Raw genomic sequence first — 26,193 nt, 5'->3', positions numbered from 1 at the left:
CGCGGACGTCGCGGGCGCGATGAGCGGCGACGAGATCCTGGTCGGTTACGACGGCTCCGCCGACGCGAAGGTCGCGCTCGACTGGGCGCTGGACGAGGCGGGCCGCTCGGGCCGGCCGGTCCGCCTGGCGTACGTCTTCGAGTGGGTGACCGTGGCCGGCTGGCTCGGTCCCGGGGTGGCGCCCGGCATGTGGCCGGACGAGAGTGCCCGCCGGCAGGTCGAGGACCTGGTCCGCAGGGCGGCGGCGGAGGCCGCCGCCGAGCGGCCGGGGCTCACCGTGCAGGGCGAGGTCTTCGACGGCCCGCCCGCCCTGGTGCTGCAGGAACGCTCGGCCGAGGCCGCTCTGCTGGCGCTCGGCAGCCGGGGGCACGGCGGGTTCGCCGGTCTGCTGGCCGGCTCCACCGTGGTGGCGGTGACCGCCCACGCGCACTGCCCGGTGGTGGTGGTCCGCGAGGGACAGGTGGCCACCTCGGGCCCGGTGGTCGTCGGCGTGGACGGCTCGGACACCTCCCTGCTGGCCCTCGGCTTCGCGGTCGAACGGGCCGCGCAGCGGGACGTACCGCTGCGGGTGATGCGCATCTGGGAGCCGCCCGGCGAGCGGTTCGTGCCGCCGGGCTTCGACCCGGAGAAGGCGACCGCCACCGCGCGGGCGGGGGTGGAGCAGGCGCTGAGCCAGTGGCGGAAGACCTTCCCGGACGTCGAGGTCGACGTCCGGGTGGCCCCCGGCAACCCGGCGGCGCTGCTGGTCGAGGCGAGCCGCGAGGCACAGCTCGAGGTGGTCGGCAGCCGCGGCCGGGGCGGGCTGCGCGGAATGCTGCTCGGCTCGGTCAGTCAGCAACTGGTTCACCACGCGCACTGCCCCGTCGCGGTGGTCCGCGAACGGTGAAAGATTCTCCGAACAGGGAAACGGAAAGGTCGTGACGATGAGCCACGAGACGCCGGGTACGGAGCGCCCGCTGACCACCTCGCTCGCGGAGGCCGCCGGGATGGCCCGTCACGCCCCCTCGGTGCACAACACGCAACCCTGGCGCTGGACGGTCCTCCCCGACGCGCTGGAGCTGCGGGTAATGCGGGAGCCCCGGCTCGCCGCCACCGACCCGGAGGGCCGGCTGGTCACGTTCAGCTGCGGCGCGGCGCTGCACCACGCCCGGCTGGCGCTGGCCGCCGAGGGCTGGACCGCGGTAGTGGAGCGGATGCCCGACCCGAACCGGCCGGATCTGCTGGCCCGGCTCAGCGGGTTCCAGCACACCGGGACGGATCCGGACGCGATGCACATGGTGCAGTGCATGCAGGTCCGGCACACCGACCGCCGGCCGGTCAGCGAGGAGCCGGTGCCGGCGGAGGCCCTGGACGAGATCGTCAAGGCGGCCACCCTCGAGGGCGTCGACATGCAGGTGCTCGACGAGGACCAGAAGATCGAGCTCGCGGCCGCGGCCCAGCATGCCGCCACGGTTGAGGAGCAGGATCCGCAGCTGCGCGAGGAGTTGGCGTACTGGACCAGCCGGGCCGGCACCGGCACGGGGCTGCCGCCCGAGGTGCTGCCCGAGCAGGCGCCGCGGACCAGCGTGCCGGCCCGCGACTTCGGCCGCCCCGGCACGCTGCCGGTCGGCCCGGGGCACGACCGGGCCGCGGTCTACGCGATCCTCTGGGGCGAAGAGGACGAACCGGACAACTGGCTGCGGGCCGGCGAGGCGCTCTCCGCGGCCTGGCTCACCGCCACCCGGCTCGGGGTGTCCATGGTCCCGCTCAGTGCCGTGGTGGAGGTGGAGGGCACCCGGGAGTCGCTGCGCGGGCTGCTGGCCGGGCTCGGTCACCCGTACATCGCGCTGCGGCTGGGGATCACGGACCCGGCGCACGCCGGGCCGCCGAGCACCCCGCGGCTCGCCACCGAGCAGGTGGTCGACATCTCCGCGATACGCGGCGAGCGCTCTTAGCGGGCTCGTCCCGCACGATCTTCGGGCGATAGCATCGGCCGGTGGCCAGCGAACCGAATTCACGGCATGAGCACGTGGCCCCGTCGCTGGGCCTGAGCCCGCTGTCCCGGGTCCGCCTCGACGAGCTGCTTCAGGAGATGCTGGACCGGGTCGGCGAGGTGGTCACCAGCCGGGAGCGGCTGCGCGCCCTGCTGGACGCGGTGGTCGGCATCGGCTCCGACCTCGACCTGCGCATCACCCTGCAACGGATCGTGCAGTCGGCGTGCGAGCTGGTCGGCGCCGAGTACGGCGCGCTCGGCGTGATCGGCCCCGACCGGATGCTGCACGACTTCGTCATCCACGGCATCAGCCCCGAGCTGCACGCGAAGATCGGCGAGCTGCCGCACGGCCGGGGAGTGCTCGGGCTGCTCATCGACGATCCCCGCCCGCTGCGCATGCCGGACATCACCCAGCACCCGAAGTCGTACGGCTTCCCGAAGCACCACCCGCCGATGCACAGCTTCCTCGGCGTGCCGGTCCGCATCCGCGACCACGTCTTCGGCAACCTCTACCTGGCCGAGAAGCAGGGCGCGGCGGAATTCACCGAGGACGACGAGGAGATCGTGGTGGCGCTGGCCGCCGCGGCCGGCGTGGCGATCGAGAACGCCCGCCTCTACGCGCTGGCCCACCGGCGGGAACGCTGGCTCGCCGCGACGGCCGAGATCACCTCGGTGCTGCTCGGCGAGGTCCGGCGTACCGACGCCCTGACCCTGGTCGCCCGGCGCGCCCGGGAGGTGGCCGAGGCGGAGCTGGCGCTGGTGCTGCTCTACGACGAGGACGCCGGCCAGTTCACCGTCGAGGTGGCCGACGGGGCCGACGAGCGGGCCCGGGAGCTGGTCGGAGCGGTGCTCCCCGCCGACGAGACCACCTTCGCCGGCTCGGTCACCGAGCGCCGGCACGAGCTGCTGGACAATCTCGCCCTGGCCGCGCCGTGGCCGGCTCCGGTGGTCGCCGGGCCGGCGGTGGTCTCCCCCCTCGCGGCGGCGGACATCCTGCACGGCGTACTGGTCATCGCCCATCGGCCCGACCACGGTCCCACTGGCGAGGACGACGTCGCGCTGCTGAACAGCTTCGCCGGCCAGGCGGCGCTGGCCATGGAGCGCGCCCGCGGCCAGGAGGAACGGGAGCTGCTGGTGGTCCTGGAGGACCGCGAGCGCATCGCCCGGGACCTGCACGACGTGGTGATCCAGCGGCTCTTCGCCACCGGCCTGCAGTTGCAGAGCGCCGCGCCGATGAACGTTCGGCCCGAGGCGGCCAAGCGGATCAACGCCGCCGTCGACGACCTGGACGCCACCATCCGGGACATCCGGCGGACGATCTTCGAGCTGCGCACCCCGATGAGCGCCGCGCTGCGTACCGAGATCCGCGAGGCGATCGAGACGGCCGCCGCGTCCCTGGGCTTCCGGCCGGAGCTGGAGCTGACCGGGCCGATCGACAGCGCCGTCCCGGACGCGCTGCGCCCGGAGCTCACGGCCGTGCTCCGGGAGGGGCTCTCCAACGCGGTACGCCACGCGCAGGCCGACCGGGTGGCGGTGGCGGTGAAGGTCGAGGCCGGCTGGGTGACCGTGACGGTGACCGACAACGGTGTCGGCTGCGATCCGGAGGCGGCCCGCAGCGGCCTGGTCAACCTGCGCGAGCGGGCCGAGCGGCTGGGCGGCGACTTCCAGCTCAGCCGGGTGATCCCGCACGGCACCGAGGTGCGCTGGAGCGTCCCGCTGCGCGACTGAGCCGGCCGGTCCCGCCCCGCCGGCCCTCAGCGGGCCGCGGTCAGTGGCTCTTGCCGAGCAGCCGGGTGGCCAGCACCGCGGCCTGGGTACGCCGTTCCAGGCCGAGCTTGGCCAGCACGCTCGAGACGTAGTTCTTCACCGTCTTCTCGGCCAGGAACATCTTGCCGGCGATTTCCCGGTTGGTGAGCCCCTCGGCCACGTACTCCAGGATCCGCCGCTCCTGCTCGGTGAGGCTCTTCAGCTCGCGCGGCTGCTCGACGCCGCTGCGGATCCGCTCCAGCACCCGGGTGGTGATCGCCGGGTCGAGCAGGGACTGGCCGGCGGCCACCCGGCGCACCGCGTCCACCAGGTCGGTGCCGCGGATCTGCTTGAGCACGTAGCCGGAGGCGCCGGCCATGATCGCCGCGAAGAGCGCCTCGTCGTCCTCGTACGAGGTGAGGATCAGACCCTTGATCGAGGAGTCCATCGCCCGGACGTCCCGGCACACGTCGATGCCGTTGCCGTCGGGCAGCCGGGCGTCGAGGATCGCCACGTCGGGGCGGAGCGCGGGGATGCGGCGGGCCGCCTCCTGGGCGGAGCCGGACTCGCCGACCACCTCGATGTCGCCGCTGCTCTGCAGCAGGTCCGCAAGGCCACGACGGACGACCTCGTGGTCGTCGAGCAGGAACACCCGGATCATCCCTCGTTTCTACCCGGTCAGCCGGGCGATTCACACGGGCCGAAGGTCCCTACCGCGGCGCGCCCGCGCCGGGCAGTCGGGCCCGGTGGGAACGGGACCTCCGGCCCTGCGCGCGAAGGCCCTGGTTGACGCACCGTGGGAGGGAACCAACCGGGGGGCGGCACGGCCTGCCACGGAAGGAGCACCACCATGACCATCGGCTTCACCGTCGAGCAGCTCAGGGCCGCCGCCATCGACGCCGTCCGGGCACCGTCGCTGCACAACACCCAGCCGTGGCGGTTCCGGCTGCGCGACGGCGCGATCGAGCTCTCCGTCGACCCGCTACGGCGGCTGCCCGCCACCGACCCGAACGGCTGGGGCGCCCGGATCGCCTGCGGGGCGGCGCTGTTCAACCTGCGGCTCGCGCTGGCCGTCGCCGGCACGCCGGCCACCGTCCGGCTGCGGCCGTACCCCGCCGAGCCGGACGTGGTGGCCCGGCTGGTGCCGGACCTGCCGCGCCGTCCCACCCCGACCGAGCAGAGCCTGTACGCGGCCATCGACCGCCGGTTCAGCAACCGCGCGCCCTTCTGGCCCGATCCGGTGCCCGCGGACGCGCGGTGGCGGCTCGGTGAGGCGGCCCGGGCCGAGCAGTGCTGGCTGGAGCTGCTGATCGGCAACAGCGCGGTCAACGCTCTCGCCGAGATCGCCCGCAGCGCCCACCGGGTGCTGGAGCGCGACCCGGCCTACGTGGCCGAGCGGGCCGAGTGGATCCGCTCGGAGCCCGCCCCGGACGGGGTGCCGGCCACCGCCGGCGGCCCGCAGAGCGAGCCGCAGGACCTGCTCCCGCAGCGCGGCTTCGGCGGGCGAAACCGGGCGCCGGGTCGGGACTTCGAGCCGGAGCCGCTGGTCGCGGTACTCGGGTCGGCGGGGAACACCGCCATGGACCAGATCATCGCCGGCCAGGCCCTGCAGCGGGTGCTGCTCACCGCCACCGACGCCGGGCTGAGCGTCTCGATGATCTCCCAGCCCATCGAGGTGCCGGGGGCGCGGGAGGCACTGCGGCTGTCGCTGGGCCGCTTCGGCACGCCGCAGATGGTCATGCGGATCGGGTACGGCCAGCCGGGGCGGCCGACGCCGCGGCGATCGGTGGACGAGGTGCTCGATCTGCCGGTAGTGCCGGCCTGATCGCCCCGCCCGACGCGGCCCTCGCGCGACGGCAATCCGGACCCGACGCTCGGGCGACCGTTTCCCACCCACCGCGCCGCCCGGGTCAGGCCGGTGCGGCGGTGCCCGTCACGGCCGCCAGCAGCGCCGCCTCCCGCTCCGGGTCAAGCCCCACCGCGGCCCGCGCCGGTCGGCCGGCGCGCGGCGGCACCTGCCCCACCTCCCGCAGCCACCGCCAGGTGTCGGCGACCGTCTCGGCCACCGGACGGCAGACCAGCCCGGCCGCGTACGCCCGCTCCACGCCGCGCTCCTGCAACCAGCGGTACTCATGGCCGAGCGGGACCCAGATCGGCAGGTCGTTCCAGGGCACGACGCCGGCGGCGAGGATCGGCTCGGGGTCCGTCCAGCGCAGCACGGCGTCCGAGCCGGTCACCGCGACCGCCGTTTCGAGCAGCTCACCCATCGTCGCGTGCCCGGTCCGGCTCACCACGTTGTACGCCCCGCCGACGCCCTCCGCGCCCCGGTCCAACAGCCAGGTCGCCAGGTCCCGCACGTCGACGTACTGCAGCGGCAGATCGCGCGGGCCCGGTGCCAGCACCTCGCCGCCCCGGGCGATCCGGGTCAGCCACCAGGGCAGCCGCCCGATGTCCTCCCCCGGCCCGAGGATCAACCCGGCCCGGACCAGCAGCGCATGATCGCCGAAGACCTCCACGGCGGCCCGCTCCCCACCCGCCTTCGACTGCGCGTAGTCGCCGTCGACCGCGGCGGCGGCGGCCTCGACCGTCGGCGCGTCCTCGTCCGAGCCCGGCTCGACCGGCTCCGCGTAGACCGAGCCGCTGGAGACGTAGACGTAATGGCGCGCCTTACCGACCAGCGCCCGGGCCGCGTCCCGCACCGCCCGGGGCGCGCCGTCCCAGGTGTCCACCACCAGGTCCCACTCGCCGCCGGCCAACGCCGACAGCCCGTCGGGCGCGGTCCGATCACCCCGCAACCGGTGTACGACCGCCGGCACGCCGCCGTGCAGCCCCCGGTTGAACACCGTCACCGACCAGCCGCGACGACGTACCCCCTCCGACACGATGGCCCCGCCGACAAACCCCGTTCCGCCCAGCACCAGGAGTCTCATGGCTCCCAGCCTGCCGTGCGCTGCCGCCGCAGGTGAGGGGTGTTCACGGTGAGCGGATCTGCTCAGGGCAGAAGGTGCGTCGTTGTCGTCCTCACGCCGCCGCGGCCGCATCAGCCGAAAGGTTTGAGGCCGCCCGGCACCTTCCCGGCCGACGTCGGGCCGGGTTCCGTCGCGGCCTCGACGGGCTTTTTCCGGGTTTCTCCCCGGCCGACCTCGCATCGGGTTTCTTCGCCGGGGGTCCCTATGCCGATTGACCAATATGCCTGAGAGGCATATCGCTGATTGGCGTGTGCGGGCTGTCCCGCCCGGAGGTTCCGGCGCCCGGTTCCGCCGCGGCTCGGCGCAACGGCCTCGGTGTCCGGCGTATTCGGCTGTCCGGGCGGCGGGGGACGTAGCCATCTGGGCGATTTCGGTGCCGGATTGTCCGATTCCAGGTGTGACCGGTGGCATTGTGGGGTCGGAATCGTGGCCGGGGTGGGGTCGTTATACCTGGCGTACGACCGAGGGCCGCCCCCTGATCTGGGGGCTGGTGGACGGGCCCCGGAATGCTGGTGGGCCGCCGGTCGTTTGCACATGGTCCCGGCGCCGTGAGGCAGCCCCGCCCGGCGGTCGGATCTTTCCCCCGAAGACTTTTTGAGCGCCCGTCCGTGGTGCGTGCGCATCTACCCGGCCCCCTATCGGGTGGGTGTGCCTGACCCCCGAATTGGAGCTTTGATCATGAACTCGATGCTGCGTAAGAGCGTGCTCGGTATCGCTGGTCTGGCCTTCACCGGTGGCGTGTTCGCCGGCCCGGCCACCGCCCACGCCGCCGCCCCGGTGGACGCCAAGCCCGTCGCCGTCGTGCAGGCCGACAAGCCGGGTGTGGACAAGGGCAAGCTGATTCCGCATGGTGTGCAGGGCACCCAGTCGCGGATCGACCTGAACAAGGAGCAGATCGGTAACGTCAAGGCGATCATCGCCGCGACGAAGAAGTCCGGCATGGACGAGCGGGCCGCGGTGGTCTCGATCGCCACCAGCCTGCAGGAGTCGAAGCTGGAGAACCTGGGTCACCTGGGGGAGCGCAACGACCACGACTCGCTGGGCCTGTTCCAGCAGCGCCCGTCCTCGGGTTGGGGCACCCCGGAGCAGATCACCGACCCGCAGTACTCGACCATGGCGTTCCTCAAGGGCCTCAAGCAGGTCGACGGCTGGCAGGACATGCCGCTGACCGAGGCCGCCCAGACGGTGCAGGTGTCGGCCTACCCGCACGCCTACGCCCAGTGGGAACAGCAGGCCGCCGACCTGGTCACCCAGCACTGGAACAACTGACACAGAGCACCAAGCCGCTGGCCGGCACCCGAACACGGGTGCCGGCCAGCGGCATATCCAGCGCCGTTCCAGAAGCAACCCGACCAGATGTGGACCGACACCTGCCGCGGATCAGGCCGGCTGGAGGATGACCGTCCAGGTCGTCGTGGTGGTGCTGGCGGCGGCCGCGGTGGCGGTCAGCCCGCCGTAACTGCCGGTCGGCACCGAGCTTCCCGAGTCGGCGAGCAGCCCCGTCACCCGCCCGCCGCCCGTCTGCGAGCTGTTGCTGCGGACCTCGACCCCGGGGGGCGGCGTGAGCGCGGTGGAGAGGCCGTCGCCGTGCATCCAGTACGACACGCCCCAGCTCTGTTCCGCCGCGACGGCGGCGTACGGGGTGACCCGCACGGCGGAGCTGGCCGTGTCCGTGGCGGCCGCGACCGCGTTCACCGGCTGCGTCGGGTTCACGCCCCGGTAGGCGGCGAGCACGAAGTTGCCCTTCGACTGCGCGCCCAGGGTCACCCGGACCGTCGAGCCGGCGTCTCCGGCAGCCGCCACCTTCTGCCACGCCGTGGTGGTGGCGTTGCCGCCGTCGATCCGGTCCAGCCGGGTCCAGCCGGTCACGCCGGTGGGCTCACCCGTGGTGGCGTGGGTGTTCTGGCTGAGGAACAGCACCAGGGCGTCACCCGTCTGGACCCCGGCCGGCACCACGAGGGAGTGCGTCACGACGTTCGCGTTCGCGGTGGCCTGCCCGACGAAGGAGATCCGCTCGGCGATCGGCGCGACGGTGAGCTGCGTGGTCGCCGTGTCCGTGGCACCCCGATCGTCGGTCACGGTGAGCGTGACGGGGTAGGTGCCGGCCGCGGCGTAAGTGTGCGAGGTGGTCGGTACGGAGTCGGTGTCGGCGGTGGATCCGTCGCCGAAGTCCCAGCGGTGGTCCTGGATCGCGCCGTCCGCGTCGCTGGAGCCGGCGGCCGAGAACGTGCAGACCAGCCCGGAACACGACGGGGCGAGGTCGGCGACGGGCGGCTGGTTGGCGGTGCCGCCCGAACCCTTCAGGATCTTGATGTAGTCGATGTCGCCGGCGAAGTAGTCGCAGGTGACGTTCACGCCGTCGCAGGAGCTCTTGCCGCCGATGGAGAGCTGCCAGGAGTTCGCGATGGTGCCGGTCGGCCCGGTCAGCCGGCTGGTCCGCACTCCGTCGACGTACATCTCCACATAGGTCGAGGTGCGATTGCAGGTGACCGTGTGCCACTGCCCGTCCGCGATCGACACGCCCGTGTAGCCGGTACGCGAGGAGCCGTCGCCGCCGCGGAACAGGCACCTCGGCATGCCGCTCGGCGCTTCGAACTTCCAGTAGCCGCCCGAGGTCCCGCCCTGCCCCTTCTGCATGATGTTGCCGAAGGAGTGCGTCGTGCGGTAGCGGACGGTGAACGAGAAGTCCCCCGCGTCCGGGTTGAAGTCGGTGCTGTGCGGAACCCGGTTGATGTGCTCCGGGACGTACTCCATGTCCGTGGGCCGGTGGTAGGCGAACCGGTGGCCGGTCGCCCCGGCGTAGAGCGCGCCCGTCACCACCTCGGCGCCGATCGTGCCGTCCCGGCCGTTACCGCTACTGTCCTTCAGCACGGTCGCCCCAGGCGGCTCGTCCATGCTCCAGAACGCCACCGTCCGGGTGGCCGTCGCTTGCGCGGGTGAGCCCCCGACCACGATCCCCGCCGCGGCCAGCAGGGCGGCGACGCCGAGCCGACCGACCGCGCGCCTCCAGGGCCGTCCGGTGCCTGACCGCATGCGATCGCCTCCCTGGTCCGCGAGCCCTCACCCTGTCACGGGCAGGGCCCACCGTTCCATGGCCCGTCGGGCGGACCAAGGAGGGCTGCCTCGGCGGTGTGAAGTTACCGATGTGGTCAATCGCGGGGGCCGAACGGGGCCCGGAAAAGAATCAGCGGCCCCGGGAGCGAACCCGTGCCGCTGTCGATGGTGGGCGATACTGGGTTTGAACCAGTGACCTCTTCCGTGTCAAGGAAGCGCGCTCCCACTGCGCCAATCGCCCGCGCGCCCGCCGGCGCCCGCTGCGACCGGCGGCGGTCGCCCCGCGAGGGGCGGATCGCGAGCGGACGACGGGACTCGAACCCGCGACCCTCACCTTGGCAAGGTGATGCGCTACCAACTGCGCTACGTCCGCATGCCGCCGGCTCTCGTCGGCGACGGGTGAACTCTACCCGATGACAAGATCGCCGTACGGGTGCCCCCACCGCTTTGAACGGGCCGGGTGATTGCGCTGGTTGCCAGCTGGGTACTGACCCTCCTCGACAGCGCACCACGTCCCCCTGAAGGAGGCTGTCGTGGGAATCGGTACCAGCATCTTCCTGATCGCGGTCGGCGCGATCCTCACCTTCGCGCTCAACGCCAGCATCGGCGGGGTCAACCTCGACGTCGTCGGCTGGATCCTGATGGCGGCCGGCGTACTCGGCCTCATCATGACCACGCTGGTCTGGGGTCGCCGCCGCGAGGTGGTCACCACGGCCGAGCCGGCGGAGCCGGTGGAGTACCGGCGGGTGGACGAGCGCCGGGACGTCGGCCCGCCGCTGTGACCCGACCGGTTGCCGACGGAGCAGGTCCGGAAATCAAAAGGCTCGTCACCGATGTCCGGTGACGAGCCTTTTGACCTGCTCATCCAACTGGTGGGCGATACTGGGTTTGAACCAGTGACCTCTTCCGTGTCAAGGAAGCGCGCTCCCACTGCGCCAATCGCCCTCGTCTACTGCCGAGGTGGAGACGGGATTTGAACCCGTGTACACGGCTTTGCAGGCCGTTGCCTCGCCTCTCGGCCACTCCACCGAGGTTGCCCCCGACATCCATGGCGGCATCTCCGAGCGGACGACGGGACTCGAACCCGCGACCCTCACCTTGGCAAGGTGATGCGCTACCAACTGCGCTACGTCCGCGTGCCACCGGCGTTCCCCGGTAACGGATGAGAACTTTAGCCGAGGCGGGGAACGGTTGCCAAATCGGGGGCCCCCTCCGGCGCGTCCCGAACGGGTGATCCTGGTCGCCCGCCGGGTGTCGGGCACCTCCCTGCTCGACCGGCCGTGTTGGTGACTCCCTGTGCTTGGATCGATCGGCTACGGTAGCCGGCGTGACGAGACGTGCCGCCGAAATCCGCCTGGATGCCCTGTTGCACACGGCCTGTGACGTGATCGCCGAACGTGGCCTGGCGAACACTCGCACCGCCGACGTGGCGGAGGCTGCGGGGGTGAGCCAGGCGCTGGTCTTCTACCACTTCGCCACCAAGGAGCGGATGCTCGCGCAGGCCTTCGCGTACGCCGTCGAGCAGGATCTGGCCCGGCTCGACGCGGTGGTGCACTCCTCCGCCCCGCCGTTGATCAAGCTGCGGCGGATGCTGCGCCGCTACACCCCGGCAGGCCGATCCACCTCCTGGTCCGTCTGGATCGACGGCTGGGCGGAGTCGCTGCGCACCCCCGAGCTGGAGAAGGTCTCGCGCCGGCTCGACCTGCGCTGGCGGCAGGACCTGGCCGGCGTGATCTCCGAGGGGGTGGCCGACGGCACCTTCGACTGCGCGGACCCGGCCGGCGCCGCGTGGCGGATCAACGCGGTGATGGACGGCCTCGCCGTACAGCTCGCGGTGCACGACCGGGTGATCACCCGCCGGCAGATCGCCGAGTGGATCCGCTTGGTCGCCGCCCGGGAGCTGGGCCTGGAACCGGCCCAGCTCGACTGACCACCGACCGGGCAAATCCTCCCGGACCGGCCGCAGCAGCCGCCACAATCAGCGACATGGACCTGCTGGAGAGCTACCGACGCAGCCTGGCCGAGTTCACCGACCGGGTCGGCGAGGTCGGCCCTGGGCAGTGGTCGGATCCGACGCCCTGCCCAGGCTGGGACGTCCGCATGCTGGTCAACCACGTGGTGAGCGAGGACCGCTGGAGCGTGGCCCTGCTGGCCGGAAGGACCATCGAGCAGGTCGGCGACCGCTACGACGGCGACCAGCTCGGCGCCGACCCGGCCAGGACGGCCCGAGAGGCGGCCGCCCAGGCGGAGCTGGCGGCCGCCCACCCGGGCGCGCTGGACGCCATCGTCCACCTCTCCATCGGCGACACCCCGGCGGACGAGTACCTGCACCAGCTCGTCGCCGAGCACCTCGTACACGGATGGGACCTGGCGGTGGCGATCGGCGCGGATCCGCGGTTGGACCCCGAAGCGGTGCGCGAGTGCGCCCGGTGGTTCGCCGGGCGGATCTCCGACTACCAGCGGGGCGAGCTGGTCCGGCCGGGGCTGGAGGTGCCCGCCGACGCCGACGAGCAGGACCGGCTGATCGCGGCGTTCGGCCGGGACCCGGACTGGGCGCCGTAGAGCGCCCGCAGCCGGCGCAGGGCCGGCGGGTGGACGTTGGCCAACTCGAGGTCGCCGCCGTAGTGGGCGAGCACCCGGTGGTCCATCACCCGCCGCCAGACCGGCGGGACCAACGCGGCGACCACCATGGTGGCGTAGCCGGCCGGCAGCTGCGGCGAGGAGTCGAAGCTGCGCAACGTCTGGTAGCGGCGCAGCGGGTTGGCGTGGTGGTCGCTGTGCCGCTGGAGCTGAAAGAGGAAGACGTTGGTGACCGTCCGGTCGCTGTTCCAGCTGTGCTGTGGATCGACCTTCTCGTACCGGCCCGCGGCGGTGTGCTGCCGGGCCAGTCCGTAATGCTCCAGGTAGTTGACCACCTCGAGCAGGGAGAAGCCGATCACGGCCTGGAGCAGCAGGAAGGGCAGCACCCCGGGGCCGAAGGCGAGCATCAGCACGCCGTAGAGCACCAGGGTCATCGCCCAGGCGGTGAGGATGTCGTTGCGCCACGTCCAGGGGTTGCGGCCACGGATGCGGAACCGGCTCGTCTCCAGGCGCCAGGCCGAGCGCAGGCTTCCGCAGACGGTACGCGGCCAGAACGCCCAGACGCTCTCCCCCAGCCGCGCGCTGGCCGGATCCTCAGGGGTGGCGACCCGGGTGTGGTGGCCGCGGTTGTGCTCGACGTAGAAGTGCCCGTAGCCGGTGGGCGCGAGGGCCACCTTCGACAGCCAGCGCTCCATGGTCTCCCGCTTGTGGCCCAGCTCGTGCGCGGTGTTGATGGCGATGCCGTTGACCACCCCGACGGTGAAGACCAGCCCGGCCGCGCCGATCCAGGACAGGTCGCCCCGCGCCCAGACCGCGCAGCAGAGCGCCAGCGCCGCGTACTGGGCGGGCAGGTAGAGGTAGGTCAGCCAGCGGTAGTAGCCGTCGGCCGCCAGGCGGGGCACCACCTCGTCGGGCGGGTTGCGCCGGTCCTCACCGATCAGCAGGTCGATCACCGGGATCAGCCCGAATACGACCACCGGGGTGAGCCACCAGGCCCAGGCGCCCCCGGTGGAGTGCCAGATCGACCACGCGGTGAAGGGCAGGACCGGGACGAGCAGGGCCAGCGGCCAGAGCAGCTTGCGGGTGTCGCGCCAGGCCAGGGGTGGGGTGGTCGCGTCGGTGGTCATCGTCAGCCTCCGATCTCTTGGCTCCTCCCTGACTGTGGCAGCCGTCACTGGCTTTTACAAGAGGCGACATTTTGTAAAGCGCGAGCTACCGCCATCGCGTTCGGGCGGCGGGCCCGTCCTCCGCCACGCCCTCGGCCCGGCGCAGCAGGTACCGCATCCGGATCAGCAGGCCGGCGCCGAGGAAGAGCATCAGGCCACCCAGCAGGAAGGCGGCCTGGACCACCCCGAAGCCGCCCGACTGCGCCAACGGCCGGGCCGCCGCCCCGGGCGGCGGCAGCTCGCCCACCGCCTCGTCGGTGGGCGTCGCCTCCTCGGTGGCGTCGTCCGGCGTCGGCTCCACGCTGCCCTCCGTCGGCTCCGGCGCCGCCGCCTCGCTCGGCGCCGCGTCGACGCCGTCCCCGATCACCTGCCGGGTCGCGGTCTGCCGGGCGAGCAGCCGCAGGTCCTGGTCGTACGCCTCAGCGGCGAAGCTCACCCGCCCCCGGGTGACGTCCTCGGCGAAGGCCACCCGGTAGCGGGCGGTGACCGTTCGGCCCGGACAGAGCGTGCCCGGGTCGAGCTGCCGGTCGGTCAGCCGGGCCACGTCCCCCTCGGTGCGGATCTCCAGGGGGAAGGAACCGCCCTCCTCCACCCGGTCCATCTTCACCTGGTCCAGCCGCAGCCCCTGCACGCTGAGCACCATCGACCAACGCACCTTGACGCAGCCGCCACCGTCCTGCCGGGAGACCACCGCGGAGAGGGTCTCCAGCCGTTCGCCGGCGGTGAACTCGTCCGGCAGGCCGCTCAACTCGGTGGCGAAGCCGGCCGCCGCCCGCGCCGGCACGGCCGCCCCGAGGCCCGCCCCCGGCAGACAGGTCAGCACCACCCCGATCCGCAGCACGTACCGCCACACGCTCATCACCGCCTCGTCCCTCGGGCGCGTCCACCTGGCAACGCTATGAACGGTGCGGGGAAGCCGGTAGACGGGCGTGTTCGCACCGATCGCCAACCGCGGGGGCCGGTTTCACCGACAGTGGTGAACCGGTCACCGCTCCCCGCGACACGCCCGAGATCCCAGCCGGGAGAGAATCACCGGGTGTCCGACCTGTCCGCGGCCTTCGTCCGGCTGCACGCCCGGCTCGCCCCGGTCGCCTTCGTCCCCGAGCTGCGGCTGCACCAGGCCGACGAGCCGATCGGCCTCTGGGAGCTGACCGAGGGCGAGTTCCGCAGCGCCCAGCCCCCGCCGTTCTGGGCCTTCGCCTGGGCCGGCGGTCAGGGGCTGGCCCGCTACGTCACCGACCATCCCGAGGCGGTCGCCGGCCGCCGGGTGCTGGACCTCGCCTCCGGCTCCGGCCTGGTCGCCATCGCCGCCGCCCGGGCCGGCGCGGCCACCGTCCGCGCCGTCGAGGTCGACGAGCGCGCCGTCGCGGCGGTCGCGCTCAACGCCGAGGCCAATGGGGTACGCGTCGACGCGGAGTTCGGCGACGTTCTGGACGGCGACGCCGGGGACGCCGAGATCGTGCTCGCCGGGGACGTCTTCTACAGCGAGGCGATGGCGAAGCGGATGCTGCGCTTCCTGCTCCGGGCCGCCCGGTCCGGCGCCCGGGTGCTGGTCGGCGACCCGGGCCGGGCGTTCCTGCCCCGCGACCGTTTCCGCGAGCTGGCCGCGTACGACGTGCCGGTGACGGAGGCGCTGGAGAGCGTACGGGTGAAGCACACCACCGTGTTGGAACTGAACGCCGCGCCGCCGGGGACCGCCCGCTAGCGTGACGGCGTGCTGTTCCGGGGCTGGGGGGAGGCCGTCGACGGGCGGTGGCCCGATGTGGCGACCGTGGTCGACCACGTCGGCGTCGGCCACCTGGTGGTCACCCGGCACGCGCTGGTCCGGCAGGTGCTCACCGATCCGGTCACCTTCCGACCGGACAACGCCCTGGACGCGGTGACCCCGATCCCGGTGGCCGCGCTGCGGGTGCTCGCCGGGCATCGGTTCCGGCTGCCGCCGACGCTGGCCAACAACGCCGGCGCCAGCCACCCGGAGATCCGGGCGCTGGTCGCCGACGCGCTGCACCCCACCCGGGTGGCGGCGCAGCAACCCTGGCTGACCGCGCTGGTCCGGCAGCGGGTGGACCGGCTCGCCGCCGCCCTGGACGCGGGCCAACCCGTCGACCTGTACGCCGAACTCGCCGCCGACCTGCCGCTGCTGGTGCTGGCCCGCCTGGTCGAGCTGCCCGACGCCCCGGTCGGCGCAGTGAAGGGGTTCGCCCGGGCCGCGCTGGAGCTGTTCTGGGCGCCGCTGGACGCCGACCGGCAGCGGGCGCTGGCCGCCGAGGTCGGCCGGTTCCACACCGTGCTGCGCGATTTCGCCGCCACGGGTGGCGGGCTGGCCGCCCGGCTGCGGGCCGCCGGGCACTCCCGCGACGTGGTGGTCGGCGCGCTGTTCTTCCTGCTGGTCGCCGGGCAGGAGACCACCTCGCAGTTCCTCACCCTGCTGCTGCACCGGCTGACCGGCGAACCGGAGGTCCGGGCGGGCCTGCGCGGCGGGCAGGTCGCCGTCGCCGACGTGGTGGAGGAGGGACTGCGGCTGGAGCCGCCGATCGTCACCTGGCGACGGGTGGCGTCGGTCGACACCACGCTGGGCGGGACGGCGGTGCCGGCGGGCACGAGCATCGTGCTCTGGCTGGCCCGTGCGGGTCGGGACCCGGAGCTGGTGGCGGACCCGGCCGGCTTCCGGCCCGGCCAGCGCGGATCACGCCGGCACCTCGCCTTCGGCGCGGGGGCGCACCGCTGCGTGGGCGCGCAACTGGCCCGGATGGAGGCGGCGGTGGTGGTGGCCGAGGCAGCGCCGCTGCTGGACGGGGTGACCGTGGTCCGGCCGCCCTGGTGTCCGGACAACCTCACGTTCCGGATGCCGGACGCATTCGTCATCCGCCGCGGCTGAGCCTGGCACCGGCTCGGTCGCAGCTCGCCGACCTCGCACGACCCCCAGCGGAGAGCCCGAGCTCCATTGGGCTGCCGACCTCCTTTGGAGGTGCCCCGTCAGTGCTACCGCAACTGTGCGGTCGCGGAGTGGGCGACCGCGGCCCGGGCGGTGGGCCGTTTCACGGTGCCGCCCCGTCCGTGCGGGCAGCTCCCAAAGGGTCTGCGTCGCCCTGGTTCCGGACCGCCGAAGGGAGGGCGCGCTCCCGGCGCCGCGCCGCCCCGTCCATGCGGGCAAGCTCCACAGGCCCCTGGGGCGAGGGGAACGGGACGGGCCGATCGCAGGCGGGAGGGCCGACGAAAGTCAGGGTGCATCGGTGCCGATCAGCGGGAGTGACCGGACCGGTCCGGTTCGTAGCGTCGGCGCATGATCACCTTACGTGGATTGACGAAGCGGTTCGGGGGAACGACCGCCGTCGACGACCTGACCGTAGACATCGCACCCGGCGGGTGACCGGAGGTGCTCAGCTGATGTCCTCGGCCCAGGCCCGCCAGTCGTCGAGCACCCCGTACAGCGCGGGGGTGAACCAGCCGGGCGCGGACCGACGGAACACGCCCGGATCCATCGAACCGGCACCCATCGGCACCGCACCGAGCAGGTTGGGCACCAGGTCGGTCAGGTTGGCCCAGTGCACCAGCTCCGGCTCGGCCGGCCAGGCGCCGATGACCACCCCGGCCGGGATCGCCCGGCGCTCCAGCGCCTCCAGGGTGAGCGCGGTGTGGTTGAGCGTGCCGAGGCCGGCCCGCGCCACCACCACGGCGGGCGCGCCCAGCGACACCGCCAGGTCGGCCACCGTCCAGGGCTCGCCCGACGGCCGCAACCCCATCGGTACGAGCAGCCCGCCGGCCCCCTCGATCAGGATCAGGTCGTGCTTGTCGGTCTCCTCGCGGATCGCGTCCACGGCGGTGTAGAGCTCCAGCGGCTCCAGCTCCGCGACCCGGGCCGCGGCGAGCGGGGCGAGCGGATCCGGGTAGCTGGCCAGGGTCCGCCCGGTGAGCGGGGCGGCCAGCCGGGTCACGGTGTCGACATCGCCGGGCTCGCCGGTGGCCGTACCGGTCTGGCCGGGCTTGATCACCGCGACCCGCATGCCGGCGGCCTGCGCGGCCGCCGCGATCGCCGCGGTCACCACGGTCTTGCCCACCTCGGTGTCGGTCCCGGTCACCAGCACCGGCCCGCTCCACGCCGCCGTCATGGGGCACACTCCACGATCACGTCCAGGGCCCGTTCGAAGTCCGCCCGGGCCACCCCCGCGCTGATGGTCAACCGGAGCCGGGAGCGGCTGTCCGGGGTGGACGGTGGCCGGAAGCAGCCCACCGCCACGCCACGGTCCCGGCAGTCGGCCGCCCAGGCGCTCGCCGCCTCCGGGCCCGGCGCGGTCACCGAGACCACCGCCGCGTCGGGGGTGGAGACGGTCAGCCCGGCCGCGCCCAGCCGGCGGACCGCGAGGGCGGCCCGGTCGGCCAGCTCGGTGCGCAGGTCGTCGCCGGACCGGGCCAGCCGCACCGCGGCGGATACCCCGGCGGCCACCGCCGGGGGCAGCGCGGTGTCGAAGATGAACGTCCGCCCGGTCTCGACGAGGTGCCGGACGAACTCGGCCGGGCCGGCCACCACGCCGCCCGCCCCGCCGAGCGCCTTGGAGAGGGTGGCGGTCACCAGCACGTCCGGCTCGCCGGCCAGACCCGCGGCGGCAACGCCGCCGGCGCCGGCCGGGCCGATGACGCCGAGCGCGTGCGCGTCGTCGACCAGCAGCAGCGCGCCGTGTCGGCGAGCCACCACGTGGAGCCGGGCCAGTGGGGCCAGGTCGCCGTCGACGGAGAAGACCGACTCGGTGACCACCACGGCCGGCCGGCCGGGGGCGGCGGCGAGCGCGTCGGCCACCGCCTGGACGTCGGCGTGCGGGGTCACCACGGTCTCCGCGCCGGAGATCCGGCAGCCGTCGATCAGCGAGGCGTGGTTGTGCGCGTCGGAGACGAGGAGCGTGCGCGGCTGCACCAGCGCGCGTACCGCGCCGAGGTTGGCCAGGTAGCCGGAGGAGAAGACCAGGGCGCGGTCGGCGCCGAGCCAGTCGGCGAGGCGGTCCTCGAGGGCGTGGTGGGCGTCGGTGGAACCGCGTACCAGGCGTGACCCGGTCGCCCCCAGCCCGTACGCGGACAGAGCCCCCGCCGCCGCGGCGGTGACCTCGGGGTGGGTGGCCAGGCCGAGGTAGTCGTTGCCGGCCAGGTCGACCACCGCGTCGCCGGCGGCGCGCGGGTGCAGCCGGCGGGTGAGTCCCGCCTTGGCCCGCAGCTCGGCGCGGCGGTCGAGCGCCGCCAGCCAGTCCGCCACCGTCACGTCCCTTCCCACCGGTCCGCCTCGCCCGAGGCGCTTCCGCCGGGCGAAGTTACCACCTCGTCCCGGCCGGCCCGGCGTGGCGCGGCCCGCCCTGCTGGCCTGCTCGGACCGGGTTGGTGCCCCGGTTGACCAGCGGGACGCGGCCGTTCTGGCCGTCGGATCGGCCTTGTAGGGTACGGGCCATGCCAGAGATCCTCGACCAGGCCCGGACCCAGGTGCTGGAGAACGGCGTCGGCCTCGACGAGGCCGCTGTCCTCGCCGTGCTCAACCTGCCCGACGAGCACCTCCCCGCCGCGCTGCAGCTCGCCCACGAGGTGCGGATGCGCTGGTGCGGCCCGGAGGTCGAGGTCGAGGGCATCGTCTCGCTGAAGACCGGCGGCTGCCCGGAGGACTGTCACTTCTGCTCGCAGTCCGGCCTGTTCACCTCGCCGGTCCGCTCGGTCTGGTTGGACATCCCGTCGCTGGTCGAGGCGGCCAAGCAGACCGCGGCGACCGGGGCGACCGAGTTCTGCATCGTGGCCGCCGTGCGCGGCCCGGACGCCCGGCTGATGAAGCAGATGCGCGAGGGCGTCGCGGCGATCAAGGCCGAGGTCGACATCCAGGTCGCCGCCTCGCTGGGCATGCTCACCGAGGAGCAGGTCGACGAGCTGGTCGACATGGGCGTGCACCGCTACAACCACAACCTGGAGACCTGCCGCTCCTACTTCCCGAACGTGGTGACCACGCACTCGTGGGAGGAGCGCTGGGAGACGCTGCGGATGGTCCGCGAGTCCGGGATGGAGGTCTGCTGCGGCGGCATCCTCGGCCTGGGCGAGACGGTGGAGCAGCGCGCCGAATTCGCCGCGCAGCTCGCCGAGCTGGACCCGCACGAGGTGCCGCTGAACTTCCTCAACCCCCGCCCGGGCACCCCGCTGGGTGACCGACCGGTGGTCGAGGGCAAGGACGCGCTGCGGGCCATCGCCGCGTTCCGGCTGGCCATGCCGCGCACCATCCTCCGGTACGCGGGCGGGCGTGAGATCACCCTCGGCGACCTGGGCACCCGGGACGGTCTGCTCGGCGGCATCAACGCGGTGATCGTCGGCAACTACCTGACCACCCTGGGCCGGCCGGCGACCGACGACCTCGCGCTGCTGGAGGACCTGAAGATGCCGGTCAAGGCGCTCTCCGCCACCCTGTGAGGCCGACGGTGACCGAGTTGGTGGAGCCGACGGCGGCCGAGCCGTGGTGCGACCGCTGCGGTGAATCCGCCGCGGCGGGCCCGCACGAGGCCTGCGCGGCGGCCCGGGCGCTGGAGCCGCCGCGGTACTGCGCCCGCTGCCGCCGCCGGATGAAGGTGCAGGTGCTGCCGGTCGGCTGGTCGGCGGTCTGCGTGATGCACGGCGAGACCCGGGGCTGACCCCGTGCTGCGGGGGCGGGCGGTGACGCCGCGACCGCGCCGAGTCCGACCCCGACTACGCCGACCGAGCCTCGTCCGCCGCCGATTGGCCGGTGTGCGCCGGATGTCCCATTCTCTTGTCCCGATCCGAGGGTGACAGGTCCATCCGGACCGCCATCGGTCGGCGACGACGTTGGTTCTACCTGGTCAGCGGGCCGCAGGGGCCCGCCGATCAAGGAGGAACCATGTCTCGTCCACTCAGTCGGTGGCACGAGCCGCTGACGGCACTCGGGCTGGCTGCGGGCGCGGTCGTCGCGCTCGGCTTCGCCCGCTTCGCGTACGCGCTGCTCCTGCCCGCCATGCGCGGCGACCTGCACTGGACGTACGCGCAGGCGGGTGGAATGAACACGGCGAACGCCGCCGGGTACGTCATCGGCGCGGGCACCGCCGTCTTCTGGGCCCGCCGGTTCGGTGACCGGCTCGCCTTCGTCGCCACCCTCGCGGTGAGCGCGTTGACGTTGCTGCTCACCGCGGCGACCGCCGACTACACCGTCCTGGCCGGGTTGCGCTTCGTGGGCGGGATCACCACCGCTATCACGTTCGTGCTCGGCTCGGCACTGGCCGCGCGGATCGCGACCGCCGCCCATCAGCGCCGGGCCGCGCTGCTCGTCGCCCTCTACATGGCCGGCGTCGGCATCGGCGTCGTGCTCTCCGGCCTGCTCGTGCCCGCGGCGCTGGGCAGCGGCGGATGGCGGACCGGCTGGCTGCTGATGGGCATCGTCTCCGTCGTGGCCATCGTGCCGGCGCTGCTCGCGGTGCGTCGGATCGCTCCGGTTGAGGGGCGCGCAAGCGGGACACTCCCGCGGGACGCGCTCCGCAGCCTCGCGCCCACCTTCGCGTGGTACGTCCTCTTCGGCGCCGGCTACGTCAGCTACATGACGTTCGTGGTGGCCCTGTTGCGGGAGCAGGGACTGGGTACCACCGCCACCGCGACCTTCTTCGTGGTGCTCGGGCTCGCCTCGGTCGCCGCCACGCTGACCGTGTGGGGACGGCTGACCGGCCGGCTCACCGGTGGCCAGGCCCCGGCGCTGGTCTCAGCGCTGGTCCTGGTCGGCGTGCTGCCGGTACTCCTGCTGCCCGCCGGTATGCCGGCTGCCCTGCTGTCCGCGGCGGTCTTCGGCAGCGCCTTCATGGCCGGGCCCACCGCGGCGACCGTGCTGGCCCGGCGGAGCCTGCCCGCGACCGGCTGGGCCGCCGGCATCGCCCTGCTGACCGTGGCGTTCTCCCTCGGCCAGGCGGTCGGCCCGCTGCTGTCCGGTCTGCTGTCCGACCACGGCGGCGTCGCCGTCGGGCTGTGGCTGTCGGTCGGGCTGCTCGCCGCCGCCGCACTGGTGGCGCTGCGCCAGCGCGCATACCACCCGGCGCACCTTCCGGAGACCACCCAACCGGCGCCGAGCGGCGCCCGCTGAAAGGACGAAACCATGTACCAGCACATCCTGGCCGCAGTGGACGCGACACCCATCTCCGAGCGGGTCCTGGACGCGGCCACGGCGCTCGCGACCGCGTTCGGCGCCACCGTGCACGTCGTGCACATCGATGAATCCGAGGCGGTCTACGACCGGGTCGTCGACCTCGAGGACGACACGCTCGCCCGCAACCAGGTGGCCGTGGCGAAGGACCGCCTACGCGCTTCCGGCGTTCCGGCCACGGGCGAGGTCGTCGATGGACTCGACACCGACGTACCCGCGCTGATCCTCGACACCGCCCACGCGCACGGCGCGGACCTGGTCATCCTCGGCCCGCATCACCGTGCCGGGCTCGCCCGGCTGCTACAACCCAGCGTCAGCGATCACGTCGGCCGACGCGCCGACGTCGCGCTGCTGCTGGTGCGCTGAGCCGATGCCGGTCGTGCGGAACCGCTCCCGGTAGGCACCCGGCGTCACCCCCAGTTCCCGCACGAACGCCCGCCGCATCGTCTCCGGAGATCCGAAGCCGGTGCGGCGGGCCACCACGTCGAGGGTGTCGTCGCCGCTCTCCAGCAGGACCTGCGCCGCCTCCACCCGGATCCGGTCGAGGTAGTCGCCCGGGGTGGCGTCCAGTTCGGCCCGGAACAGCCGGCCCAGGTGCCGCACGCTGACCCCGGCCAGCGCCGCCATCGCAGCCAGGTCCCAGGACCGGCCGGGATCGGCAGCGACCGCGTCCAGCACCCGACGCAGTGCCTCGTTGCGGGTGCTCGCGGCGCTGGTCCGGACGCTGAACTGGGACTGGCCGCCCGGGCGTTGCAGGAAGACGACCAGGTGCCGGGCGACGGTTCTGGCCACCTCCGGTCCGAGATCCGACTCGACCAGGGCGAGGGTCAGGTCGATGCCGGCCGAGATCCCGGCCGAGGTGATGATCCTGCCGTCCGCCACGAAGATCGGATCGGCGTCGACGGTGATCGCCGGGAAGTGCGCCGCCAGGTCGTCGGCGAGGTCCCAGTGGGTGGTGGCCCGGCGGCCATCGAGCAGGCCGGCGGCGGCGAGCGAGAAGGCCCCCGCGCAGACGGAGGCGACCCGCTCCGACCCGCCGGCGAGCCGGCGGATCTGGTCCAGCAGCGCCGTGTCCCCAGCGACCGCCTGCCAGTCCGGGGCGCCGGGCACGACCAGCGTCCCCACCGGCCCGGTCACGGCGTCCAGCGCCACGTCGACGCCGAGGCGGACGCCGGCGCTGCTCACCACGTCCCGCCCGTCCGGTGAGGCCAGCACCGTTCGGTACGTGCCGCCGTGCTCGTTGGCCACGGCGAAAACCTCCACCGGCCCGGTGACATCGAGCAGGCGCACCCCGTCATAGACGACGAAGAGCACGGTGTCGGACCGTCGCGGGGCTCGCACGGGGTCGAGCCTAGGCAGCCGGGGCGCGGCGCGACGGAGATCGGTGGCTCCGTCCCGGATCAGGTGGCCGGCCGGCACCATTGCCCGTGACGGTGGACAGTGGGCGGTCCCGGCGGCAAGCGCGGGGCGCGTCACGACATTCGGGGCGAGCCGGACTGGCGTGTCGGGTCGCCGGGGTCTTGATAAACGGGCCACGTCCACTATGCTCCCGGAAGCCGCCCGTGGCGGCCGACGATGTTGGCGGCATGGCGCTGCCAAACAGATCAGGGTCGGGCCGTTCAGGGGTTGCGAATCGGCCAAGCAGTCGGTGATTCTTTAGCGTCCCTTAAATCAACTCCCGGAGGACTTCCCATGCGACAGCGTCGACGCCTCGGGCTCGCGCTCAGTTCCGCAGCAGCCACCGGCGTTGCGTGCCTCGCCATCGCCACTCCCGCGCTCGCCACCGACCCGGCTGGCAACAACGGGACTGTCAAGATCGACACCGTCGAGGTCGACGACCACAACGACCCGAACATCGCGAACCGTCCGCACGTGGGCTGCACCTTCAAGGTCAGGTTCTTCGGCTTCGACAAGGACCAGACGGCGAAGATCACCTTCGACATCCACCCGCCGTCGGGTACGAGTGACGTGCCGCTGTACTCCAAGACCGAGACGGTGAGCGACGACGCCGCCGCCGGGGGCATGAACGACGAGGACGCGGTCTTCACGTACTCCGTGGCCGACGACTTCAAGGACCTGAGCAAGTACAAGGAGCACGAGAAGCAGGGCTACCACGTCAAGCTGACCATCGAGTCGGAGGGCGTGCCGGGCGGCGTCAAGCACAAGGTCTTCTGGGTCCCGAACTGCCAGACCCCGACGACCCCGACCACCCCGCCCGGGTCGCCGACGACCACCCCGCCGACGGAGAGCACCGCGCCGGGTGGCTCCGTTTCGCCGGGCGCTGGTGGTAACGGTGGCGGCGAGGAGGGTGGTCTGCCGCTCACCGGTGTGGCCGGGACCAGCATCGCGCTCACCGGTCTCGCCCTGATCGCTGGCGGCGCCGGCCTGGTCTGGCTGCGTCGTCGTCGGGACAACATCACCTTCACCAGCTGACCTAGCGCAAGCAGCGACCGGCCGTCGGACGTCCGTCCGGCGGCCGGTTCGTCTTCCCGGACCCGACGCGGCTCGGCCGGGCGCGTCGGCCCCCGAGGGTCCGGCGGGCGATCGAGCGGACACCGGGAGCAGGCGGCTCGTTATGATCTTGGTAGGGACGAGTTTCGCCGTGGACTACATCTTCCGCCGGCTGGGGACGGTCTGCTCCACGGACGAGGCGGTGGCGGCGCTGCGCGGCTGAGCCACCCGTTGAACCGGCCGACTCGATGATCCGTACCAATCGGTAGCCCGGTCGGCGTGGCCCGGGGATGAATCACATCATCGATAACGTTGGATGGTTTCACCGCGTACGCCCAGCTTGGAGCCGGTGGCGGACGGCCGCGAGACAGCGCGGCGGCCGCCGACCGGTGGGCCGGGTGTCCTGGCATACGAGCGTACGGTTGCCGTCGCGCTCGACCTCGCGCGACAGTACGCGACACCAGCGGTGCCATCGACGCCGCCGCTCCCCCGGTCAACGCTGAGGAGATCGCGATGGCTCTCAGACTCGCCGACGGCACCGCCTGGTCCGACACCCTCGCCCGTGCGGTGGCCGCCGCGCCGGAGGCCTTCGGGTCGTCGGCCGACGGCGTCACCACGCTGCACAACCTGATCGAAGGCGACTGGCGGGCGGTCGGAGCACCCACCCCGGTGCGCACCCCGGTCGACGACACCGTCCTGGTGAACCTGTCCCGGCTGGACGCGGACTCGGCCCGCGCGGCGGTCGCGTTCGCCGCCACCGCGCACCGGGGCTGGGCGGCGGCCCCCCTCGCCGAGCGCAAGGCCCGGGTCACCGACGCCCTGGACGCGCTCACCGCGCACCGCGACCTGCTCGCCCTGCTGCTGGTCTGGGAGATCGGCAAGCCGTGGCGGCTGGCCTGCGCCGACGTGGACCGGGCCCTGGACGGCGTCCGCTGGTACGTCGACGAGATCGACCGGATGCTCGCCGACGGCCGGGAGCCGCTGCCCGGGCCGGTCAGCAACATCGCCAGCTGGAACTACCCGATGAGCGTGCTCGTCCACGCCGAGCTGGTTCAGCTGCTCGCCGGCAACGCGGTCATCGCCAAGACCCCGTCCCAGGGCGGCGCGGTCTGCCTCACCGTGGCGCACGCGCTGATGCGCCGCGCCGGGCTGCCCGCCACCCTGCTCTCCGGCAGCGGCGAGGAACTCTCCGAAGTGCTCGTGCGGGCGCCGGAGGTCGGCGCGGTGGCGTTCGTCGGCGGCCGCTCCAACGGCGGCAAGGTGGCCGCGGCCCTGCTCGACACCGACAAGCGGCACTTCATCGAGCAGGAGGGGCTCAACGCCTGGGGCATCTGGAACTTCTCCCAGTGGGACATGCTCGCCGCGCACCTGAAGAAGGGGTTCGAGTACGGCAAGCAGCGCTGCACCGCGTACCCGCGGTTCGTGGTCCAGCGCGACCTGGTCGACGAGTTCCTCGACATGTACCTGCCGGTGGTGCGCTCCGTCCGGTTCGGACACCCGCTCGCCGTGGGCGACGACTGGTCGGCCGGCGACCCGCTGCCCGAGCTGGACTTCGGGCCGCTGATCAGCGCCGCCAAGGCCGAGGAGCTGCGCCGCAAGGTCGAGGAGGCGGTACGCGGCGGCGCGGTGCCGCTGCACCGCGGCAAGCTCGACGGCGCGCCCTTCCTCGACGGGCAGGACACCTCGGCGTACGTGGCGCCATCGGTGCTGCTCGCCCCGCCCGGCCGGTCCCGGCTGATGCACGCGGAGCCGTTCGGCCCGGTCGACACCATCGTCGTGGTGGACACCACCGACGAGCTGCTGGCCGCGATGAACGCCTCCAACGGCGCCCTGGTGGCGTCGCTCGCCTGTGACGACGAGGAACTGGCCGGGAAGCTCGCGGTCGATCTCCAGGCGTTCAAGGTGGGCATCAACAAGCCCCGCTCGCGGGGCGACCGGGACGAGCCGTTCGGCGGCCGGGGCGCCTCGTGGAAGGGCGCCTTCGTCGGCGGCGACCTGCTGGTGCAGGCGGTCACCCAGGGCGGCGACGGCCGGCTCTACGGCAACTTCCCGGAGTACAGCAGCTACCCCGCCACCTGACCGACGGACCTGGGCAGGGCCCCC

Annotated in this window: 24 protein-coding genes and 5 tRNA genes; 16 read left to right on the top strand and 13 right to left on the bottom strand. The window is 73.2% G+C overall.

Annotated elements, in window-relative coordinates; all coding sequences use genetic code 11:
- Positions 1-19 precede the first annotated feature (19 nt).
- The 3 genes from GA0070624_RS12755 to GA0070624_RS12745 all read left to right on the top strand — a co-directional run bounded on the left by GA0070624_RS12755 (position 20) and on the right by GA0070624_RS12745 (position 3,700).
- Entirely contained in the window at positions 20-886 is an 867-nt protein-coding gene (locus tag GA0070624_RS12755; protein WP_091348729.1) for a universal stress protein, read from the top strand.
- A 37-nt stretch (positions 887-923) separates the two neighbouring features.
- The gene (locus GA0070624_RS12750; RefSeq protein ID WP_091340745.1) at positions 924-1,934 is read left to right on the top strand and encodes an Acg family FMN-binding oxidoreductase; all 1,011 of its coding nucleotides are present in this window, start codon (positions 924-926) and stop codon (positions 1,932-1,934) included.
- A 92-nt stretch (positions 1,935-2,026) separates the two neighbouring features.
- Complete coding sequence (locus GA0070624_RS12745; RefSeq protein ID WP_176732012.1) at positions 2,027-3,700, top strand: GAF domain-containing sensor histidine kinase; 1,674 nt, start codon at positions 2,027-2,029, stop codon at positions 3,698-3,700.
- A 40-nt stretch (positions 3,701-3,740) separates the two neighbouring features.
- Here the strand turns inward: GA0070624_RS12745 and GA0070624_RS12740 are convergent, their stop codons facing one another.
- Entirely contained in the window at positions 3,741-4,379 is a 639-nt protein-coding gene (locus GA0070624_RS12740; protein ID WP_091340738.1) for a response regulator, read from the bottom strand.
- Between the two features lie 189 nt (positions 4,380-4,568).
- On the opposite strand from GA0070624_RS12740, the gene GA0070624_RS12735 reads away from it, so the two are divergent.
- A complete protein-coding gene (locus GA0070624_RS12735; RefSeq protein ID WP_091340735.1) occupies positions 4,569-5,543 on the top strand; it encodes an Acg family FMN-binding oxidoreductase in 975 nt (324 codons plus the stop codon).
- A gap of 85 nt (positions 5,544-5,628) precedes the next feature.
- Here GA0070624_RS12735 and GA0070624_RS12730 read toward each other — a convergent pair whose 3' ends face one another.
- Positions 5,629-6,648: an NAD-dependent epimerase/dehydratase family protein gene (locus GA0070624_RS12730; RefSeq protein WP_091340732.1), complete on the bottom strand. Its 1,020-nt coding sequence runs from the start codon at positions 6,646-6,648 to the stop codon at positions 5,629-5,631.
- A gap of 717 nt (positions 6,649-7,365) precedes the next feature.
- Between GA0070624_RS12730 and GA0070624_RS12725 the strand changes: the two genes are divergently transcribed.
- Positions 7,366-7,956 carry a hypothetical protein gene (locus tag GA0070624_RS12725; protein WP_091340730.1) on the top strand — a complete coding sequence of 197 codons (591 nt, stop codon included), beginning with the start codon at positions 7,366-7,368 and terminating at the stop codon, positions 7,954-7,956.
- Between the two features lie 111 nt (positions 7,957-8,067).
- Here GA0070624_RS12725 and GA0070624_RS36370 read toward each other — a convergent pair whose 3' ends face one another.
- The 3 genes from GA0070624_RS36370 to GA0070624_RS12710 form a co-directional block, all read right to left on the bottom strand.
- Positions 8,068-9,720: a PKD domain-containing protein gene (locus GA0070624_RS36370; protein WP_091340726.1), complete on the bottom strand. Its 1,653-nt coding sequence runs from the start codon at positions 9,718-9,720 to the stop codon at positions 8,068-8,070.
- A gap of 187 nt (positions 9,721-9,907) precedes the next feature.
- Positions 9,908-9,982, bottom strand: a tRNA-Val gene (locus tag GA0070624_RS12715).
- Between the two features lie 59 nt (positions 9,983-10,041).
- Positions 10,042-10,114, bottom strand: a tRNA-Gly gene (locus GA0070624_RS12710).
- Between the two features lie 160 nt (positions 10,115-10,274).
- On the opposite strand from GA0070624_RS12710, the gene GA0070624_RS12705 reads away from it, so the two are divergent.
- On the top strand, positions 10,275-10,523 hold the full coding sequence (locus GA0070624_RS12705) for a DUF6458 family protein (protein ID WP_091340723.1): 249 nt from the start codon (positions 10,275-10,277) through the stop codon (positions 10,521-10,523).
- An 88-nt stretch (positions 10,524-10,611) separates the two neighbouring features.
- Here the strand turns inward: GA0070624_RS12705 and GA0070624_RS12700 are convergent.
- The 3 genes from GA0070624_RS12700 to GA0070624_RS12690 form a co-directional block, all read right to left on the bottom strand.
- Positions 10,612-10,686 (bottom strand) — tRNA-Val (locus tag GA0070624_RS12700).
- A 13-nt stretch (positions 10,687-10,699) separates the two neighbouring features.
- Positions 10,700-10,770 (bottom strand) — tRNA-Cys (locus tag GA0070624_RS12695).
- Between the two features lie 34 nt (positions 10,771-10,804).
- A tRNA-Gly gene (locus tag GA0070624_RS12690) sits at positions 10,805-10,877 on the bottom strand.
- Between the two features lie 191 nt (positions 10,878-11,068).
- Between GA0070624_RS12690 and GA0070624_RS12685 the strand changes: the two genes are divergently transcribed.
- Positions 11,069-11,671, top strand: coding sequence for a TetR/AcrR family transcriptional regulator (locus GA0070624_RS12685; RefSeq protein WP_091340719.1), 603 nt, complete (start codon positions 11,069-11,071; stop codon positions 11,669-11,671).
- Between the two features lie 56 nt (positions 11,672-11,727).
- Complete coding sequence (locus GA0070624_RS12680; RefSeq protein ID WP_091340716.1) at positions 11,728-12,303, top strand: TIGR03086 family metal-binding protein; 576 nt, start codon at positions 11,728-11,730, stop codon at positions 12,301-12,303.
- Here the strand turns inward: GA0070624_RS12680 and GA0070624_RS12675 are convergent.
- Together GA0070624_RS12675 and GA0070624_RS12670 are read right to left on the bottom strand one after the other, a co-directional pair.
- Positions 12,195-13,448: an alkane 1-monooxygenase gene (locus tag GA0070624_RS12675; protein ID WP_091340713.1), complete on the bottom strand. Its 1,254-nt coding sequence runs from the start codon at positions 13,446-13,448 to the stop codon at positions 12,195-12,197. The two genes, GA0070624_RS12680 and GA0070624_RS12675, sit on opposite strands and share 109 nt — an antisense overlap.
- Before the next feature lie 85 nt (positions 13,449-13,533).
- Positions 13,534-14,346, bottom strand: coding sequence for a hypothetical protein (locus GA0070624_RS12670; RefSeq protein WP_091340710.1), 813 nt, complete (start codon positions 14,344-14,346; stop codon positions 13,534-13,536).
- A gap of 177 nt (positions 14,347-14,523) precedes the next feature.
- Here GA0070624_RS12670 and GA0070624_RS12665 point away from each other — a divergent pair, with 177 nt between their 5' ends.
- Together GA0070624_RS12665 and GA0070624_RS12660 are read left to right on the top strand one after the other, a co-directional pair.
- Entirely contained in the window at positions 14,524-15,192 is a 669-nt protein-coding gene (locus GA0070624_RS12665; RefSeq protein WP_091340707.1) for a class I SAM-dependent methyltransferase, read from the top strand.
- Positions 15,193-15,201: 9 nt separating this feature from the next.
- Entirely contained in the window at positions 15,202-16,365 is a 1,164-nt protein-coding gene (locus GA0070624_RS12660) for a cytochrome P450 (RefSeq protein ID WP_091340705.1), read from the top strand.
- A 502-nt stretch (positions 16,366-16,867) separates the two neighbouring features.
- Here GA0070624_RS12660 and bioD read toward each other — a convergent pair.
- Together bioD and GA0070624_RS12650 are read right to left on the bottom strand one after the other, a co-directional pair.
- Positions 16,868-17,596, bottom strand: coding sequence for a dethiobiotin synthase (gene bioD / locus GA0070624_RS12655; protein WP_091340702.1), 729 nt, complete (start codon positions 17,594-17,596; stop codon positions 16,868-16,870).
- Entirely contained in the window at positions 17,593-18,729 is a 1,137-nt protein-coding gene (locus GA0070624_RS12650) for an 8-amino-7-oxononanoate synthase (RefSeq protein WP_091348726.1), read from the bottom strand. Before GA0070624_RS12650 ends, bioD begins: the two co-directional genes overlap by 4 nt.
- Positions 18,730-18,917: 188 nt before the next feature.
- On the opposite strand from GA0070624_RS12650, the gene bioB reads away from it, so the two are divergent.
- The 4 genes from bioB (at position 18,918) to GA0070624_RS12630 (ending at position 22,005) form a co-directional block, all read left to right on the top strand.
- Positions 18,918-19,913 carry a biotin synthase BioB gene (gene bioB, locus GA0070624_RS12645; protein ID WP_091340699.1) on the top strand — a complete coding sequence of 332 codons (996 nt, stop codon included), beginning with the start codon at positions 18,918-18,920 and terminating at the stop codon, positions 19,911-19,913.
- Positions 19,914-19,921: 8 nt separating this feature from the next.
- Complete coding sequence (gene bsaP / locus GA0070624_RS12640) at positions 19,922-20,131, top strand: biotin synthase auxiliary protein BsaP (protein WP_091348723.1); 210 nt, start codon at positions 19,922-19,924, stop codon at positions 20,129-20,131.
- 224 nt (positions 20,132-20,355) lie between these two features.
- Positions 20,356-21,579, top strand: a complete 1,224-nt coding sequence (locus tag GA0070624_RS12635; protein ID WP_091340696.1) for a YbfB/YjiJ family MFS transporter — start codon at positions 20,356-20,358, stop codon at positions 21,577-21,579.
- A gap of 12 nt (positions 21,580-21,591) precedes the next feature.
- A complete protein-coding gene (locus GA0070624_RS12630; protein ID WP_091340693.1) occupies positions 21,592-22,005 on the top strand; it encodes a universal stress protein in 414 nt (137 codons plus the stop codon).
- Here GA0070624_RS12630 and GA0070624_RS12625 read toward each other — a convergent pair.
- Complete coding sequence (locus GA0070624_RS12625) at positions 21,940-22,980, bottom strand: GlxA family transcriptional regulator (RefSeq protein WP_245718758.1); 1,041 nt, start codon at positions 22,978-22,980, stop codon at positions 21,940-21,942. The genes GA0070624_RS12630 and GA0070624_RS12625 overlap by 66 nt on opposite strands.
- A gap of 351 nt (positions 22,981-23,331) precedes the next feature.
- On the opposite strand from GA0070624_RS12625, the gene GA0070624_RS12620 reads away from it, so the two are divergent.
- Entirely contained in the window at positions 23,332-24,072 is a 741-nt protein-coding gene (locus GA0070624_RS12620; protein ID WP_141714991.1) for an LPXTG cell wall anchor domain-containing protein, read from the top strand.
- A gap of 531 nt (positions 24,073-24,603) precedes the next feature.
- Entirely contained in the window at positions 24,604-26,169 is a 1,566-nt protein-coding gene (locus GA0070624_RS12615) for an aldehyde dehydrogenase family protein (protein ID WP_091340683.1), read from the top strand.
- The last annotated feature ends 24 nt before the right edge of the window (positions 26,170-26,193 follow it).

This window comes from Micromonospora rhizosphaerae (genome assembly GCF_900091465.1).
Taxonomy (GTDB): Bacteria; Actinomycetota; Actinomycetes; order Mycobacteriales; family Micromonosporaceae; genus Micromonospora; species Micromonospora rhizosphaerae.
Note: the sequence above shows the minus strand (reverse complement) of the source record. Positions and strands in the feature narration are given on the sequence as shown.

Excerpts from the sequence above, each read along its gene's own strand:
- bioB (WP_091340699.1), top strand. The coding sequence starts at position 18,918 with ATGCCAGAGATCCTCGACCAGGCCCGGACCCAGGTGCTGGAGAACGGC.
- GA0070624_RS12740 (WP_091340738.1), bottom strand. The coding sequence starts at position 4,379 with ATGATCCGGGTGTTCCTGCTCGACGACCACGAGGTCGTCCGTCGTGGC.
- GA0070624_RS12750 (WP_091340745.1), top strand. The coding sequence starts at position 924 with ATGAGCCACGAGACGCCGGGTACGGAGCGCCCGCTGACCACCTCGCTC.
- GA0070624_RS12730 (WP_091340732.1), bottom strand. The coding sequence starts at position 6,648 with ATGAGACTCCTGGTGCTGGGCGGAACGGGGTTTGTCGGCGGGGCCATC.
- GA0070624_RS36370 (WP_091340726.1), bottom strand. The coding sequence starts at position 9,720 with ATGCGGTCAGGCACCGGACGGCCCTGGAGGCGCGCGGTCGGTCGGCTC.
- GA0070624_RS12630 (WP_091340693.1), top strand. The coding sequence starts at position 21,592 with ATGTACCAGCACATCCTGGCCGCAGTGGACGCGACACCCATCTCCGAG.
- GA0070624_RS12680 (WP_091340716.1), top strand. The coding sequence starts at position 11,728 with ATGGACCTGCTGGAGAGCTACCGACGCAGCCTGGCCGAGTTCACCGAC.
- GA0070624_RS12675 (WP_091340713.1), bottom strand. The coding sequence starts at position 13,448 with ATGACCACCGACGCGACCACCCCACCCCTGGCCTGGCGCGACACCCGC.
- GA0070624_RS12725 (WP_091340730.1), top strand. The coding sequence starts at position 7,366 with ATGAACTCGATGCTGCGTAAGAGCGTGCTCGGTATCGCTGGTCTGGCC.
- GA0070624_RS12615 (WP_091340683.1), top strand. The coding sequence starts at position 24,604 with ATGGCTCTCAGACTCGCCGACGGCACCGCCTGGTCCGACACCCTCGCC.
- GA0070624_RS12635 (WP_091340696.1), top strand. The coding sequence starts at position 20,356 with ATGTCTCGTCCACTCAGTCGGTGGCACGAGCCGCTGACGGCACTCGGG.
- GA0070624_RS12620 (WP_141714991.1), top strand. The coding sequence starts at position 23,332 with ATGCGACAGCGTCGACGCCTCGGGCTCGCGCTCAGTTCCGCAGCAGCC.
- bioD (WP_091340702.1), bottom strand. The coding sequence starts at position 17,596 with ATGACGGCGGCGTGGAGCGGGCCGGTGCTGGTGACCGGGACCGACACC.
- GA0070624_RS12755 (WP_091348729.1), top strand. The coding sequence starts at position 20 with ATGAGCGGCGACGAGATCCTGGTCGGTTACGACGGCTCCGCCGACGCG.
- GA0070624_RS12670 (WP_091340710.1), bottom strand. The coding sequence starts at position 14,346 with ATGAGCGTGTGGCGGTACGTGCTGCGGATCGGGGTGGTGCTGACCTGT.
- GA0070624_RS12735 (WP_091340735.1), top strand. The coding sequence starts at position 4,569 with ATGACCATCGGCTTCACCGTCGAGCAGCTCAGGGCCGCCGCCATCGAC.